We start from the raw sequence: 16,113 nt of genomic DNA on the forward strand, positions 1-16,113 counted from the left end.
GCCGCGTTTCACCTCACCGCAACACTGGATCGACCATGCAAAAAACGCTCTACGACAAACTCTGGGATTCCCATGTCGTGCGTGCCGACGCCGATGGCACCACAGTCCTCTACATCGACCGCCACCTGGTGCACGAAGTCACCAGCCCGCAAGCCTTCGACGGCCTGCGCGAGGCAGGCCGTGGGCTATGGCGCGTTTCCGCGAACCTGGCCGTGGCCGACCACAACGTGCCGACCACCGACCGCGCGCAAGGCATCCTTGATCCGACCTCGCGCCTGCAGGTCGAGACGCTCGACGCCAACACCAAGGCTTTTGGCCTGACGTACTTCGACATGAACGACAAGCGCCAGGGCATCGTGCACGTGATCGGGCCCGAACAAGGCGCGACCCTGCCGGGCATGACCGTGGTCTGCGGCGACTCGCATACCTCGACCCACGGCGCCTTCGGCTGCCTGGCGCATGGCATCGGCACCTCGGAAGTCGAGCACGTGCTGGCCACGCAAACCCTGCTGGCCAAGAAGTCGAAATCGATGCTGGTCAAGGTCGAGGGCGCCCTCAATCCTGGCGTGACCGCCAAGGACATCGTGCTGGCCGTGATCGGCAAGATCGGCACCGCCGGCGGCACCGGCTACGCCATCGAATTCGGCGGCGCGACCATCCGCTCGCTGTCGATGGAAGGCCGCATGACGGTCTGTAATATGGCGATCGAAGCGGGCGCACGCGCCGGCATGGTGGCGGTCGACGACACCACGATCGCCTACGTCAAGGATCGCCCGTTGTCGCCCAAGGGCGAGCAGTGGGAGCAGGCCGTCGCCTACTGGCGTACCCTGCACACCGATGATGGCGCCCAGTTCGACACCGTCGTCGAACTCGATGCGAAGGACATTCAGCCGCAAGTGACCTGGGGCACCTCGCCCGAGATGGTCACTGCGATCGACGGCCGCGTGCCCGATCCGCAAAACGAGCTCGATCCGGTGCGCCGCGGCGCCATCGAGAAGGCGCTGGCCTATATGGGCCTGACGCCCAATACCCCGATCATTGAAGTCCCGATCGACAAGGTGTTCATCGGTTCGTGCACCAATTCGCGCATCGAAGACCTGCGCGCCGCGGCCGAAGTCGTGCGCGGCCGCCATCGCGCGGCCAGCGTCAAGCTGGCCATGGTGGTGCCGGGTTCGGGCCTGGTCAAGGAGCAGGCCGAGCGCGAAGGGCTGGACCGGATCTTCGTCGATGCCGGCTTCGAGTGGCGCGAGCCGGGCTGTTCGATGTGCCTGGCGATGAACGCCGACCGCCTGGAACCGGGCGAACGCTGCGCCTCGACCTCGAACCGCAACTTCGAAGGCCGCCAGGGGCAGGGCGGACGCACCCACCTGGTGTCGCCGGCGATGGCGGCGGCGGCGGGCATCGCGGGTCGCTTTGTCGACGTGCGCGCTCTGACGCGTGAGCAGGGCACGACCGTATATCAGTAACAGGAAGATCATGAAAAAAGCACTCGCACTGTCCCTCATCGCCGTTCTGCTAGCCGGCTGCAACACCATCTCGGGCATCGGTCGCGATGTCTCGAAAGTGGGCCAGGTCGTTACCAGCGCTGGCGGAAAATAACTTAGGTCCCCGCCGCGCGCGGGGATGAGGGAAAAAAATGGACAAATTCACCGTACACCAGGGCGTGGTGGCGCCGCTCGACCGCGCCAATGTCGATACCGACGCCATCATCCCCAAGCAGTTCCTGAAATCGATCCGCCGCACCGGCTTCGGCCCCAACCTGTTCGACGAGTGGCGCTACCTGGACCACGGCGAACCGGGCCAGGATTGCAGCACCCGGCCGGTCAATCCGGACTTCGTGCTGAACCAGCCGCGCTATGCCGGCGCGTCGATCCTGCTGACCCGCAAGAACTTCGGCTGCGGTTCCTCGCGCGAGCACGCGCCGTGGGCGCTGCAGCAGTACGGTTTCCGCGCCGTGGTCGCGCCGAGCTTTGCCGACATCTTCTTCAACAACTGCTTCAAGATCGGCCTGCTGCCGATCGCGCTCTCTGAAGAAGAGGTCGAGACGCTGTTCCAGGCGGTCGACGCCAACCCGGGCTTCGAGCTCACGATCGACCTCGAGAACAAGCGTATCGGCACGCAAGACGGCAGCCTGTCGTACGGCTTCGACATCGATGAGTTCCGCAAATACTGCCTGCTCAACGGCCTGGACGACATCGGCCTGACCCTGCGTCATGCCGACGAGATCCGCGCCTTCGAACAACGCCACGTCGCGGCCCAGCCGTGGCTCGCCAACACCATCTAAGAAAGCAGCTTCAATGAAAATCGCGATCCTGCCGGGTGACGGCATCGGCCCGGAGATCACCGCGCAAGCAGTGAAGGTATTGAACGCACTCGGCGAATCGTTCGAGATGGAAAGCGCGGACGTCGGCGGCGCCGGCTATGCCGCCCACGGCCACCCGCTGCCTGAAGCCACCCTGAAGTTGGCGAAACAGGCCGACGCGGTGCTGTTCGGCGCCGTCGGCGACTACAAGTACGACACGCTCGAGCGCGCGCTGCGCCCGGAGCAGGCGATCCTGGGCCTGCGCCGCGAGCTGAACCTGTTCGCCAACCTGCGTCCGGCGATCCTGTATCCCGAACTGGCTGGCGCCTCGACCTTGAAGCCAGAAGTGGTCTCGGGCCTGGATATCCTGATCATCCGCGAACTGACGGGCGACATCTATTTCGGCAAGCCGCGCGGCGTGCGCGAATGCCCGGACGGTCCGTTCAAGGGCCAGCGCGAAGGCTTCGACACCATGCGCTATGCCGAAGGCGAGATTCGCCGCATCGCCCACGTCGCCTTCCAGGCGGCGAGGAAGCGCGACAAGCGTGTAACCAGCGTCGACAAGGCCAATGTGCTGGAAACCTTCCAGTTCTGGCGCGACATCGTGACCGAGGTGCACCAGGAATACCAGGACGTCGCGCTCGAGCACATGTATGTCGATAACGCGGCCATGCAACTGGTTCGCGCGCCGAAGAAGTTCGACGTGATCGTTACTGGTAATATGTTCGGCGATATCCTGTCGGATGCCGCCGCCATGCTGACCGGTTCGATCGGCATGCTGCCGTCGGCCTCGCTCGACGCCAACAACAAGGGGCTGTACGAACCGTCGCACGGTTCGGCGCCCGACATCGCGGGGCAGGGCGTGGCCAATCCATTGGCCACCATCCTCTCAAGCGCGATGATGCTGCGCTTCTCGCTCGGCCTGACCGAGCAGGCGGACCGCATCGAGAACGCCGTCAAGCGCGTGCTGGCACAAGGGCTGCGCACGCCGGATATTCATGAAGCAGGGTCCACCAAGGTGGGCACCGAAGAGATGGGCAACGCGGTGGTCGCGGCGCTCGCATAAGTTTAGTTAACCCTGAGAGAAGATGATGAAATTAGTTGGTCTGGTAGGTTGGCGCGGCATGGTCGGCTCGGTCCTCATGCAGCGCATGCAAGAGGAAGGCGATTTCGACCATATCGAGCCGGTGTTCTTCACCACCTCGAATCCGGGCGGCGCCGCGCCTTCGATGGCGAAAAACGAAACCGCGCTCAAAAGCGCTACCGACATTACCGAACTGTCGAAATGCGAGATCATCATCTCCTGCCAGGGTGGCGACTACACCAGTGAAGTGTTCCCGCAACTGCGTTCGGCCGGCTGGAACGGCTACTGGATCGACGCCGCGTCGACCCTGCGCATGAATGATGACGCCGTCATCGTGCTGGACCCGGTCAACCGTAGCGTGATCGACGCGGCCTTGTCGAAAGGCGTCAAGAACTACATCGGCGGCAACTGCACCGTGTCGTGCATGCTGATCGGCCTGGGCGGCCTGTTCGAAGCCGGCCTGGTCGAGTGGATGACCTCCATGACCTACCAGGCGGCATCGGGCGGCGGCGCCCAGCATATGCGCGAACTGCTGACCCAGTTCGGCACCATTAACAGCTCGGTCAAGTCGCTGCTGGACAATCCGGCGTCGGCCATCCTCGAGATCGACCGTACCGTGCTGGCGACCCAGCATGGCCTCTCCGCCGATGAAACGAAACAGTTCGGCGTGCCGCTGGCCGGCAACCTGATCCCGTGGATCGACAAGGACCTGGGCAACGGCCAGTCGAAAGAAGAGTGGAAGGCCGGCGCCGAGACCAACAAGATCCTGGGACGCGGCGCGGGCTTCGACAGCAACCCTGGCGCGGGCCGAGCCATTCCAGTCGACGGCCTGTGCGTGCGCATCGGCGCCATGCGCTGCCACTCGCAGGCCTTGACCATCAAGCTCACCCGCGACGTGCCGCTGGACGAGATCAACGACATCATCGCCAGGCACAACCAGTGGGTGAAGGTGGTGCCGAACACCCGCGAAGCCTCGATGCGCGACCTGTCGCCGGCAGCCGTCACCGGTGGCCTGGGCATTCCGGTCGGCCGCCTGCGCAAGATGTCGATGGGCGACGACTACCTGTCGGCCTTCACGGTCGGCGACCAGCTGCTGTGGGGCGCGGCCGAACCGCTGCGCCGCATGCTGCGCATCGTGCTTGAACGTTAAGCCACGTTGCTTGCCTTGATGGCAACTGGCATGCCATCCGAATATCGAATGCCCCGTTAGCGGGGCATTTGTTTTACAGAAGGTGCATACTCCGGTCCTCGGCGTGCGTCGGGAGCTTGCGTGCTCCAGAGCATGATGTTATGTTGAGACTCCGGGAAACCGCCTTTCCCTCGGCCAACTCATTTCGCTGCTAACTATGCATTTTTCGCACCAATCTCCGCTCGTGGCATCCGCGCTGAAATCGATCACCGCGGCCGTGGCCAGTGCAGTGTTCCTGACTTCCGCGGCCAATGCGGCCGGATTGGGGAAATTGACGGTGTTGTCGGCGCTTGGCCAGCCGCTGCGCGCCGAAATCGAACTGACCACCGGCGCCGGCGAAGACCCGGCCAGCATGGCGGTCAAGCTGGCGACGCCCGAGGCCTTTCGCGCCGCGAACATCGAATTCAATCCGGCGCTGCTGTCGCTGCGCTTTGCCGTCGACGAGCGCGCCGGACGCCAGGTGATCCGGGTCAGCTCGACCCAGCCGCTCAACGAGCCCTTCGTCGACATGCTGCTGGAACTGACCTGGAATAACGGTCGCCTGGTGCGCGAATATACCTTCCTGCTCGACCCGGCCGAGATGCGCACGACCCAGCCGGCCCAGGTGGTGGCGGCGTCTCAAACCCAACCCCGTACGCAGTTGCCGGCTGGCGCCGTGCCTGCGCCTGCGCTGGAAGCTGCCGAGAGAGAACGCCTTGTCGCCGCTCGCCGCGGCGCCGAACGCCAGGCGCGCGAAGCCCAGGCCCGCGAAGCCGAGGACAACTACCGCGTGCGCCGCGGCGACACGCTCAGCGGCATCGCACTGGACGTCAAGCCGGCCGACGTCTCGCTCGACATGATGCTGGTCGCGCTGTACCGCGCGAATCCGGATGCCTTCATCGGCAACAATATGAACCGCCTGAAGTCGGGCCAGATCCTGAGCATCCCCGACGCCGATTCGGTGCGCGGCGGCGCCGGCCAGGGCGAAGCGCGCGGCGTGGTCGTGGCCCATGCGGCCGACTTCGACGCCTACCGCAACAAGCTGGCCGGCCAGGTCGCGAGCAGTGCCCCGAGCGCTGCGCCGCAGGGCGGCCAGAGCGCCAGCGGCCGCGTGACCGCGCGCGTCGAGCAGCGTCCGACCGCCGTCAGCGAGGCGCAGGACAAGCTGCAACTGTCCAAGGCCGCGCCTGGCGCCGCGGGCGAGCCGGACGACGGCACCGCCAGCGTCGAGGACACGCTTGCCAAGGAGCGCGAACTGGCGCAAGCCGAAGCGCGCGTAAAAGAACTCGAAAAGAACGTCAACGAACTCGAAAACCTGATGACGGTGCCGAGCCGCGCCGGCGCCGAGGCCGAGCAGGCTGCCGCCGCTGCGGCCACCGCGGCCGCGGCCGAGAAGGCTGCCGAGAAGCCGGCGCCGCGTCCGCGTCCCAAGAAACCGGCCCCGCCGCCCGAGAAGAGCTTCGTCGACACCATCCTGGACAATATGCTCTACATCGGCGCCGGCGCCCTGGTGCTGCTGTTGGCCGCGCTGGGCATCGCGCAGCGCCGCAAGCGCAAAGAGGCCGAGGCCAATCCGCCGCCGGCCGAGCCGTCGGTGCTGGGCGTGCCGGGCGCCAGCGCCCACTCGCTGTTCGCCGAGAGCGGCGGCCAGAGCGTGGACACCAATAACAGCGTGTTCAATTCCAGCTTTGCCCCATCGGCCAGCCAGCTCGACACCAACGAGGTCGACCCGGTCGCCGAAGCCGACGTCTACATCGCCTATGGCCGGGACGCCCAGGCCGAGGAAATCCTGAAGGAAGCGCTGCGCACCCACCCTGAACGCCATCCGGTGCGCCTCAAGCTGCTCGAGATCTACGCCACGCGCAAGGACTTGCGCGCCTTCGAGGCCCAGGCGCGCGAATTGCACGCCCTGAGCGGCGGCGCGGGCGACGAGTGGGCCCAGGCCGCGGCGCTCGGCTTGACGCTCGACCCATCCAATCCGCTGTACGCGAACGCCGCGCCGGCCCCGAGCCCGACGCCGTCGCCGCAAGAGCGCAGCCAGCAGGCCATCCTGTCGCAGCAGTACGAAGACGCCTTCCGCGGCGGCCCGTCGGTGGGCGCCGGCATCGGCGCCGCAGCCGCCGGTGCAGCCGCCGGCGCCGCGGCAGTGACCCTGGCCAAGGACGACGAGGACCGCACCGCGGCCCCGGCGCCAGCGCCGGTGCAAGATACGCGCGAGGACGACAATGCGCTCGACTTCGACCTCGGTGGCCTGACCTTCGAGCCGGTGACCAACAACGACCCGGCGCCGCCGGCGGCCAGCCGTCCGGACCCGGACGCGACCGCCGTGCCTGACCTGGAATTCGACATGGCGCCGTTTGCAGCTCCCGCCACCGCGCCGGCGGCGGAGCAGGCCAAACCTGCGTCGGATGCGAACGACCTCGACTTCGACATGAACTTCGATGCGCCTCAGTCCGCGCAGCCGGCAGCTGGCACGGTCGACCAAGACGACGACTTCACGCTCGACCTGTCGCCGCAGGCGCAGGTGCAGGCGACCCCGGTCGACATGGCCGGCCTGGCCAAGGACTTCGAGGGCCTGCCGCCGCTGCCGGGCAGCACGCCGCAGCCGACCGTGGCCCAGGCCGATCCACTGCACGATCTCGATGCGATGGACTTTACCGCCCCGACGACGCCGGTAGCGCCGGCCGCGCCTTCGTTCGACGAGGCGCCCGCGCGTGCTTCGACGGCAGCCGGTGCGTCGGAAGATCCGCTGTTCGACCTGGACACCATGGACTTCGGCACGCCGGACGAGCCGCGCGCACCTGGCGGCGCCGAGCCGAAGGACTTCGGCGCGCGCCAGGACGATCCGTTCGACGCCTTCGACCTGCCGGAAACCCCGGCCCCGGTGCCGGCGCCACAAGAAATGTCGGCGCGCGACGCCTTCCAGCCCGATGCGCGTGCCACGGACGACAAGGCCTCGCCGTCGTTCGACCTGGCCGACTTCGACCTCGACCTGCCGCCTTCGGAACCTGCCACCGCGCAGCCGCTGGCTCTTGAGCCGGGCGCGCCTGAATCGGCGCCGGGCCAGATGTCGCCCGAGCATATGGAGATGGAGACCAAGCTCGATCTCGCCATCGCCTACCAGGAGATCGGCGACAAGGAAGGCGCACGCGAGCTGCTCGATGAAGTCATCAAGGGCGGCAATCCCGAGCAGGTCGGCAAGGCCAGCGCGATGAGGGAACTGCTGGCGTGACCCGTATCGCTTTGGGTGTCCAGTACATCGGCACCGGTTGGAACGGCTACCAGAAACAGCCGGAACGTCATACCGTCCAGGACCGCCTCGAGATCGCACTCGAGAAGTTCGCCTGCGTCGCGCTCTCAACGACCTGTGCCGGCCGCACCGACGCCGGCGTACACGCGATGGAGCAGGTCGTCCATTTCGATACCGACCTGGATCGCCCGGTCCAGTCCTGGGTGCGCGGCGTGAACGCCTTTTTACCCGAGTCGATCGTGGTGCGCTGGGCGGCCGTGGTCGAGCCGGGTGACGATGGGCTCGATTTTCATGCGCGCTACTCGGCGCGCTCGCGCACCTATCACTATGTGCTCTACAACCACCCGAACCCGTCGGCCCTGCTGGCCAAGCGGGCAGGGTGGGTGTTCCGTCCGCTCGACGTCGAGCGCATGCGCGAAGGGGCGCGGCACCTGATCGGCACCCACGACTTCTCGAGTTTCCGGGCGTCCGGCTGCCAGGCGAATACGCCGGTGAAGGACATGCACGAGGTGAATATCGAGCGCCACGGCGACATCATCGTGTTCACCCTGCGCGCCAGCGCCTTCCTGCACCATATGGTGCGCAATATCGTCGGCTCGCTGATCTATATCGGCATCGGGCGCAACGAGCCTGGCTGGATGCGCGAGGTACTCGAAGCCCGTTCGCGCGACGCGGCGGCGCCGACCTTCATGCCGGACGGCCTGTATTTCGCGAAGATCGAGTACGATCCGAAGTGGAAGCTGCCGCAAGAGGCCTCGACGCCCCTGCCGTGGCTGTGATCGACTTCCAGGAATAGCCATGCGACGTACCCGTATCAAGATCTGCGGCATCACCCGCGAACAAGACCTGCGCGCAGCGGTGGAACTCGGCGCCGATGCGCTGGGCTTCGTGTTTTATCCGGACAGCCCGCGCTACGTGACGCCGACACGCGCCGCCGAGCTGTGTGCGATCCTGCCGCCGTTCGTGAGCGGCGTGGCGCTGTTCGTGAACCCGACGCCGGGCGAGGTGCGCGAGGTGGCAAGCGCGATGCCGCTGGGGCTCATCCAGTTCCATGGCGACGAAACGGCAGAGCAGTGCGCGGCCATCGCGGCCGAGGTGCAGCGTCCTTTCGTGCGCGCCTACCGCATCAAGCCTGACACGGTGCCATCGGCTTTGCTAGAATGTGAAACTGCATACCGCACCGCCAGTCCCTGGTTCTCGGGCCTTCTGCTCGACACTTTCGTGGACGCCTATGGTGGCGCAGGAAAGGTCTTCGATTGGTCTCTTATTCCAAAAGAGCTCGCGCCTCGGGTCGTTTTGAGTGGTGGGTTGAGCGTACACAACGTCCTTGAGGCGACCGTACGAGTTCGTCCCTTCGCCGTCGACATCAGCAGTGGTGTCGAGCAAGCGAAGGGGATCAAGGACGCCCGCAAGATCGCCGCCTTCATCGCGGCGGTGCGGGCAGCCGATGCCATCATCGATAGCGAGTCGCACCATGACCACGAAAGACACCATCACGGCCCAGCTTAGTGCTGCGCCGCTGTTCAAGACCCCGGATTACGCCCTGCCCGACGCGGTAGGGCATTTCGGCCCTTATGGCGGCAGCTTCGTCGCCGAAACCCTGTCGCATGCCCTGGCCGAGCTGAACGAAGCCTATGCGAAGTATGCGCAGGATCCCGAATTTCTCGAGGAATTCCGCTACGAGCTGGCGCACTTCGTCGGCCGGCCGTCGCCGGTGTACCACGCGCGGCGCTGGTCCGAGCTGGCCGGCGGCGCCCAGCTCTACTTCAAGCGCGAAGACCTGAACCACACCGGCGCGCACAAGATCAACAATGTGATCGGCCAGGCCCTGCTGGCGCGGCGCATGGGCAAGCAGCGCATCATCGCCGAGACCGGCGCCGGCCAGCATGGCGTGGCCACTGCCACCATCTGCGCGCGCTTCGGCCTGGAGTGCGTGGTATACATGGGCGCCGAGGACGTCAAACGACAGGCGCAGAACGTGTACCGCATGAAGCTCCTGGGCGCGACCGTGGTGCCGGTGGAATCGGGCTCCAAGACCCTGAAGGACGCGCTCAACGAGGCGATGCGCGATTGGGTCACCAATATCGAGAACACCTTCTACATCATCGGCACGGTGGCCGGCCCGCACCCGTATCCGATGATGGTGCGCGACTTCCAGTCGGTGATCGGCGAGGAATGCCGCCTGCAGATGCCGGCCATGGCGGGGCGCCAGCCCGACTATGTGGTCGCCTGTATCGGCGGCGGCTCGAACGCGATGGGCATCTTCTATCCGTATATCGGCGAGCCGGGCGTGCAACTGGTGGGCGTCGAGGCGGCCGGGGAGGGACTCGATTCGGGCAAGCATGCGGCCTCGCTGACGGCCGGCATCCCGGGCGTCTTGCACGGCAACCGCACCTACCTGCTGCAGGACCAGAACGGGCAGATCATCGAGACGCATTCGGTATCGGCGGGTCTGGATTATCCCGGCGTCGGGCCGGAACACGCCTGGCTGAAGGATTCGGCGCGCGCGCAGTATGTGTCGATCACCGATGAAGAAGCGCTGCAGACTTTCCACGACTGCTGCCGCATCGAAGGGATCATTCCGGCGCTGGAATCGTCGCATGCGATCGCCTATGGCGTGAAGCTGGCGGCGACGCTGGCCAAGGACAAGATCATCCTGGTCAACCTGTCGGGCCGCGGCGACAAGGACATGCACACGGTGGCGCAGCGGATGGGGCTCGATTTCGGCTGAATCTTGGCTGAGATCCTGTCCTGCTCCGGCCGCACGCCGGCTGGAGCGCCGCACCATCCACGACCACATAAGGAAGAACAGCATGTCCCGCATCGAACCAACATTTGCCGCGCTGAAGGCGCAGAACAAGACCGGCCTGGTGACCTTCATCACCGCCGGCGACCCCGGCCCCGAACTGACCGTCCCGCTGATGCACGCCCTGGTGGCGGGCGGCGCCGACGTCCTGGAACTGGGCGTACCGTTTTCGGATCCGATGGCCGAAGGCCCGGTGATCCAGCGCGCCTGCGAGCGTGCGCTCAAGTTCAATATCGGCCTGAAGGACGTCTTCGCCTTCGTGCGCGAATTCCGCCAGACCGACCAGCAGACGCCGGTGGTCCTGATGGGCTACGCCAACCCGATCGAGCGCATTGGCCAGCAAGAATTCATCCGCTGCGCGAAAGAAGCGGGCGCCGACGGCGCGATCGTCGTCGACTATCCACCAGAAGAATGCGCCGACTTCGCCAGCGCCATGCGTGACAACGGCCTCGACCTGATTTTCCTGCTGGCCCCGACCTCGACCACCGAGCGGGTGAAGCAGGTAGCCCGGCATGGCGGCGGCTTCAGCTACTACGTCTCGCTGAAAGGCGTAACAGGCTCTGGCGCAATCGACACCGCAGACGTCGCCCGCCGCGTGAGCGCGATCCGCGAACACGTGAAACTCCCGATCGGCGTCGGCTTCGGGATCCGCGACGGCGCCACTGCCAGGACGGTCGCGCAAGTTGCGGACGCCGTGGTCATTGGCAGCCGCATCATTCAGGAAATCGAAGCCCACCCCGCCGACCAGGCCGTCACCGCCGTCCGCACCTTCACCGCAACCATCCGCACCGCCCTCGACGCCCCTTGATCCCCAATGAGGGTCAGAGTCGAATTATTGAGCAATTTCTTCGCAAAATATTGTCATTTAATTCGACACTGACCCTCATGTGGCTTTCTCAGAGGCAGATACCCATTAATTAGGGTCAGTGTCGAATTGTTTGATAACTTTCTGCCGGCTTAACAGCGGGATAGACGTCAACAGTCGATTGATTGCCTTTGCGCAATTGATCTATTGCCTGCGGATAACTCATTTGGCGGTGAGGCGACGTATATTTGGACTCCGTTCATCGTCCAGAGGAGTCTGAAATGAAAATTCGCATCAAACGGCTCAGCGTGTCGCAGTGCGCCAAGATGGTCGCCGCGCTCTACTTCGTGTTCTCGCTGCCGCTTCTTCTGCTCTTCATGCTCCTCGCCCCGTTAATGGGGCAGACCCCGTTCGGGTTCGGATCCCTTATTGTTTTCCCCTTCCTGTATGCCTTTGTTAGCTACTTGGGTGGCGTGCTGTGCTTCTGGATTTATAACCTGGTTGCACATCGTGTCGGTGGCTTCGAATATACGGCAGCCGAGATCACAGGCTAAGCCGCCACCCCAACTGGTGGCAGTTGCTTGTAATATATAGCCCAATAAGTCGACTCCGACCCTCATTATTGGGCTATTGATTTCTCAACATGCAAGGGCGACTCTGTCCCTGATTTGAAAAGAAGGAAACTGAGTCATAGAACTAAACATGAGGGTCAGTGTAGATTTATTGAGCAACTCTAAAAGTTGTCAAACAATTTAACTCTGACCCTCACTGGGGATGCTGCCTGGGAGCGGGGAAGCGGAAGGGACGTTTCCAGGGGCTGGAGGGAAGTTGACGGCTTACCATCATTCGACAAGCGCTGGCCGAGCGGCTACACTACGCCTCTTCAAAAGATTCGCCGCAAAGGAGAGAATATGAGTTGGTTGGAAAAGCTGCTGCCCCCTCGGATCCAGCGCTCCGATGCCGCTAACCGCAAGACCATGCCGGAAGGCCTCTGGGTCAAGTGCCCGTCGTGCGAGTCGGTGCTGTATCGTGCGGACATCGAGTCCAATCTGCACGTGTGCCCCAAGTGCGATCACCATATGCGCATCCGCGCCCGCGACCGTCTCGATGCCCTGCTCGACGAAGGCGGCCGCTACGATATCGGCCAGGAGACATTGCCGGTCGATACCCTGAAGTTCAAGGACAGCAAGAAGTATCCTGACCGTCTCAAGTCGGCCATGGACGCCACCGGAGAAACCGATGCGCTGATCGTCCAGGGCGGCTCGATCATGAGCCTGCCGGTCGTCGTTGCGGCCTTCGAGTTCGAATTCATGGGCGGCTCGATGGGTTCCGTCGTCGGCGAGCGTTTTGTTCGCGGTGCCCAGGTGGCCCTGGAGCAGAAGGTGCCGTTTATCTGCATCACCGCTACCGGCGGCGCCCGCATGCAGGAAGGCTTGCTGTCGCTGATGCAGATGGCCAAGACCACCGCCATGCTGACCAAGCTGGCCGAGAAGAAGCTGCCGTTCATCAGCGTGCTGACCGACCCGACCATGGGTGGCGTCTCGGCCTCGTTCGCCTTCATGGGCGACGTCGTCATCGCCGAACCGAAAGCCCTGATCGGCTTCGCGGGCCCGCGCGTCATTGAGAACACTGTGCGTGAGAAATTGCCAGAAGGTTTCCAGCGCGCCGAGTTCCTGGTCCAGAAGGGCGCTGTCGACATGATCGTCGATCGCCGCAAGATGCGCGAAGAAATCGCGCGCCTGTTGGCCCTGCTGCAAAACCAGGCGACCGAAGTCCTGGCCTGATAGTCACAAGGGCGACTTCGGTCGCCCTTTCAGCTTGCGCGCCCCCGCAGGGCAGCCGAGCACATCGAACATATCCACATGTCCCCACTTCCCACTACCTTGCCAGACTGGCTGGCCCTGCTCGAGTCGCGCCATGCCGAAACCCATATCGACATGGGCCTGGACCGCGTCCGCGCCGTCAAGGAGCGCATGGGGCTGGCCTTCGATTGCCCGGTGATCATGGTCGCCGGCACCAATGGCAAGGGTTCTACCTGCGCGATGCTCGAATCGGTCCTGCTGCAGTCCGGCTACCGCGTCGGCCTCTACATCAAGCCGCACTTCCTCGACTTCAACGAGCGCGCCCGCATCAATGGCGAAATGGCGTCCGATGAAGTACTGGTCGACGCCTTCAACGACGTCGAAGCGGCAAGAAACGGTACCGACCTGACGTATTTCGAATTCACCACCCTGGCCATCGCCCACCTGATCTCGAAGAGCGGCGTCGATGTCGCCATCCTCGAAGTCGGCCTGGGCGGACGCCTGGATGCGGTCAATGTGATCGATGCCGACGTCTCGATCGTCACCAGCATCGACATCGACCACACCGCCTACCTCGGCGACACCCGCGAGCAGATCGGCTTCGAGAAGGCTGGCATCTTCCGCCCGGGCAAGACCGCGATCTGCAGCGACCCGGTGCCGCCGCAGTCGCTGCTCGACCATGCAGAGAAGATCGGCGCCGACCTGTGGCTGCTGGGCCGCGATTTCAACTACCAGGGCGACCAGCAGCAATGGAGCTTTGGCGGGCGCAGCCAGCGCCGCAATTCGCTGGCCTATCCGGCCTTGCGTGGCGCCAACCAGCTGCTCAACGCCTCGGCCGCGCTGGCCGCGCTCGAAGCGCTGCGCATGCAATTGCCGTGCGGCGCCCAGGAAACCCGCGCCGGCCTGGCCATGGTCGAATTGCCGGGCCGCTTCCAGGTGCTGGCGGGGCGCCCGACCCAGGTGCTCGATGTCGCCCACAATCCCCACGCCGCCGCCACCCTGGCCCAGAACCTGGGCAATATGGGCTTCCATCGCTTTACCTATGCCGTGTTTGGCATCATGGAAGACAAGGACATCGATGCCGTGATCGCGCCGATGACCGGAATCATCGACCACTGGTGCGTGACAGCCCTCGATTCGCCGCGCTCGGCCAGGCCCGAAGCCCTGGCCGACAAGCTGGGCGAACTCAGGCCGGCCGGCGCCAAGGATGATGATTTTTCTGTGAGCAATTTCGCAACGCCAGCCGAGGCCTATGCGAATGCGCTGAGCCGGGCAGGGGAGAATGATAGAATTGTGGTCTTTGGCTCTTTCTACACGGTTGCAGGCGTCATGGCGGCCCGTAAATCGAGTCTTCATTGAGATTCTTCACACTACTACCTGAACCACATGGGCTTGTTCTCGTTCGGCAATAAAAACAAGCAAGAAACTGTCCGCGACAGCGGACACTTCGTCAAGGAAGACGACGCCGCCTATACCGAGCGCGCCCGTTCCAAACGCGCAAGCTCGGCCGGCGAAGGCCGTCGCACCAGCCGCGGCGACCCGATCCTCCCCGAGAAAAAACGCGCCCGCCGGCGCCTGGTTGGCGCCATCGCGCTGGTGCTGGCGGCCGTCGTCGCGCTGCCGATGCTGCTCGATTCCGAACCCAAGCCGCTGGCCACCGACATCGCCATCCACATCCCGGACAAGGAAAAGGCCGCCCCGTTGCCGGTGCCGTCCGAGCAGGTAGCGGCGTCGGCCAGCGTCGACAGCGACGAGGAAATCATCGAGCCGGTGCCGGCGCCGCCTGCCGGCACCCGTGCGGCCGATACGACCTCCACCGCGCAGGTCGCCACGCCGCCCGCCAGCGAGCCGCCGCCGATGCGCATGCTCGAGCCGGCCAAGCCGGTCGAACCACCGAAACCCGAACCGAAGCCCGAGCCGGTCAAGCCGAAGCCCGAGCCGGTCAAGCCCGAGCCGAAGCCCGAGCGCAAGCCCGAGCCCGAGAAAAAGCCCGAACCCGCGAAAAAGCCGGCCGAGACGCATCCGAAAGCCGAGCAGGTCGCCAAGCCCGCGCCGCGCGAGGATGCTGCGCGCGCCATGGCCATCCTCGAAGGCAAGCCGGCCGAGCCACAGAAGGCGCAAGGCCCGGCGCCGCGCTTCGTGGTGCAGGTCGCGGCCCTGGGCAGCCAGGAGAAAGCGAACGAACTGCAAGAGCGCCTTCGTGGCGCCGGCATCGCATCCTTCACCCAGAAGTCGGGCGAGCTGATCCGTGTGCGGATCGGCCCGTTCAGCAAGGAAGAGGCCGAGAAGGTCCGCGCCAAACTGGGCGGCATCGGCCTGTCGGGCACCATGGTGCCGCTCTGACCGAGCCCCGCGCGTGACGATTTTCGACTACCTGGTGCTGTTCGTGCTGATCTGTTCCGTTGTCATCAGCACGCTGCGCGGCCTGGTCAAGGAAATCCTGTCGCTGCTGGGCTGGATCGTCGCCTTCGTGGTGGCCAATGCCTATGGCGCGCAACTGGCGCCGCTGCTGCCGGAAATGATTCCCGGCGACACGGCGCGCCTGATCGTGGCCTTCATCGCGCTGTTCCTGGGCGTGCGAATCTTGATGGGCCTGCTGTCGCTGGCGATCGGGGCCCTGGTGGAAGCCACCGGCCTGTCGCTCGCGGACCGCGGCCTCGGAGGATTGTTTGGATTGGCACGCGGCATTGTAATCGTGCTGGCCGGCGTCATATTGTGCGGGATGACGGACATCCCGAAGCAGGCATTCTGGCAAGAGGCGCTGTTGTCGCCGATCGCCGAGACCGGCGCCCGCACCGTCAAGCCTTTCCTGCCCGCTGCCATGGCGCAGCATGTGAACTTTTGACGATCGATCTTCACGTCAAATCGTAAGAACTTTTTTGTAATCAAGCACTCA

The 16,113-nt window shown here is 64.7% G+C and carries 15 protein-coding genes; all 15 read left to right on the top strand.

What is annotated here, in order from left to right; translation table 11 throughout:
• Nucleotides 1-35: 35 nt before the first annotated feature.
• The 15 genes from leuC (at nucleotide 36) to E8M83_RS10435 (ending at nucleotide 16,062) form a co-directional block, all read left to right on the top strand.
• Nucleotides 36-1,466 carry a 3-isopropylmalate dehydratase large subunit gene (gene leuC / locus E8M83_RS10365; RefSeq protein ID WP_137173289.1) on the top strand — a complete coding sequence of 477 codons (1,431 nt, stop codon included), beginning with the start codon at nucleotides 36-38 and terminating at the stop codon, nucleotides 1,464-1,466.
• 10 nt (nucleotides 1,467-1,476) lie between these two features.
• On the top strand, nucleotides 1,477-1,599 hold the full coding sequence (locus tag E8M83_RS10370; protein WP_137173290.1) for an entericidin A/B family lipoprotein: 123 nt from the start codon (nucleotides 1,477-1,479) through the stop codon (nucleotides 1,597-1,599).
• 37 nt (nucleotides 1,600-1,636) lie between these two features.
• Nucleotides 1,637-2,284 (top strand): 3-isopropylmalate dehydratase small subunit, encoded by a 648-nt coding sequence (gene leuD, locus E8M83_RS10375; RefSeq protein ID WP_137173291.1) that lies wholly within the window; start codon nucleotides 1,637-1,639, stop codon nucleotides 2,282-2,284.
• A gap of 13 nt (nucleotides 2,285-2,297) precedes the next feature.
• A complete protein-coding gene (gene leuB, locus E8M83_RS10380; RefSeq protein WP_137173292.1) occupies nucleotides 2,298-3,368 on the top strand; it encodes a 3-isopropylmalate dehydrogenase in 1,071 nt (356 codons plus the stop codon).
• 25 nt (nucleotides 3,369-3,393) lie between these two features.
• Nucleotides 3,394-4,536, top strand: a complete 1,143-nt coding sequence (gene asd / locus E8M83_RS10385; protein WP_137173322.1) for an aspartate-semialdehyde dehydrogenase — start codon at nucleotides 3,394-3,396, stop codon at nucleotides 4,534-4,536.
• Between the two features lie 223 nt (nucleotides 4,537-4,759).
• Nucleotides 4,760-7,786 (top strand): FimV/HubP family polar landmark protein, encoded by a 3,027-nt coding sequence (locus E8M83_RS10390; RefSeq protein ID WP_229491486.1) that lies wholly within the window; start codon nucleotides 4,760-4,762, stop codon nucleotides 7,784-7,786.
• Nucleotides 7,783-8,583 (top strand): tRNA pseudouridine(38-40) synthase TruA, encoded by an 801-nt coding sequence (truA, locus tag E8M83_RS10395; RefSeq protein WP_137173294.1) that lies wholly within the window; start codon nucleotides 7,783-7,785, stop codon nucleotides 8,581-8,583. Before E8M83_RS10390 ends, truA begins: the two co-directional genes overlap by 4 nt.
• Before the next feature lie 19 nt (nucleotides 8,584-8,602).
• Nucleotides 8,603-9,313 (top strand): phosphoribosylanthranilate isomerase, encoded by a 711-nt coding sequence (locus tag E8M83_RS10400; protein ID WP_137173295.1) that lies wholly within the window; start codon nucleotides 8,603-8,605, stop codon nucleotides 9,311-9,313.
• Nucleotides 9,279-10,535 (top strand): tryptophan synthase subunit beta, encoded by a 1,257-nt coding sequence (gene trpB, locus E8M83_RS10405; protein ID WP_137173296.1) that lies wholly within the window; start codon nucleotides 9,279-9,281, stop codon nucleotides 10,533-10,535. Before E8M83_RS10400 ends, trpB begins: the two co-directional genes overlap by 35 nt.
• Before the next feature lie 82 nt (nucleotides 10,536-10,617).
• A complete protein-coding gene (gene trpA / locus E8M83_RS10410; protein ID WP_137173297.1) occupies nucleotides 10,618-11,418 on the top strand; it encodes a tryptophan synthase subunit alpha in 801 nt (266 codons plus the stop codon).
• A 278-nt stretch (nucleotides 11,419-11,696) separates the two neighbouring features.
• Nucleotides 11,697-11,969: a hypothetical protein gene (locus E8M83_RS10415; protein WP_137173298.1), complete on the top strand. Its 273-nt coding sequence runs from the start codon at nucleotides 11,697-11,699 to the stop codon at nucleotides 11,967-11,969.
• Between the two features lie 357 nt (nucleotides 11,970-12,326).
• Nucleotides 12,327-13,199, top strand: coding sequence for an acetyl-CoA carboxylase, carboxyltransferase subunit beta (accD, locus tag E8M83_RS10420; protein ID WP_137173299.1), 873 nt, complete (start codon nucleotides 12,327-12,329; stop codon nucleotides 13,197-13,199).
• Between the two features lie 78 nt (nucleotides 13,200-13,277).
• The gene (folC, locus tag E8M83_RS10425) at nucleotides 13,278-14,576 is read left to right on the top strand and encodes a bifunctional tetrahydrofolate synthase/dihydrofolate synthase (RefSeq protein ID WP_137173300.1); all 1,299 of its coding nucleotides are present in this window, start codon (nucleotides 13,278-13,280) and stop codon (nucleotides 14,574-14,576) included.
• Nucleotides 14,577-14,603: 27 nt separating this feature from the next.
• Entirely contained in the window at nucleotides 14,604-15,560 is a 957-nt protein-coding gene (locus E8M83_RS10430) for an SPOR domain-containing protein (protein ID WP_137173301.1), read from the top strand.
• Nucleotides 15,561-15,573: 13 nt separating this feature from the next.
• The gene (locus tag E8M83_RS10435) at nucleotides 15,574-16,062 is read left to right on the top strand and encodes a CvpA family protein (RefSeq protein ID WP_137173302.1); all 489 of its coding nucleotides are present in this window, start codon (nucleotides 15,574-15,576) and stop codon (nucleotides 16,060-16,062) included.
• The last annotated feature ends 51 nt before the right edge of the window (nucleotides 16,063-16,113 follow it).

It is taken from the genome of Massilia sp. HP4, from assembly GCF_005222695.1.
GTDB lineage: Bacteria > Pseudomonadota > Gammaproteobacteria > Burkholderiales > Burkholderiaceae_D > Telluria.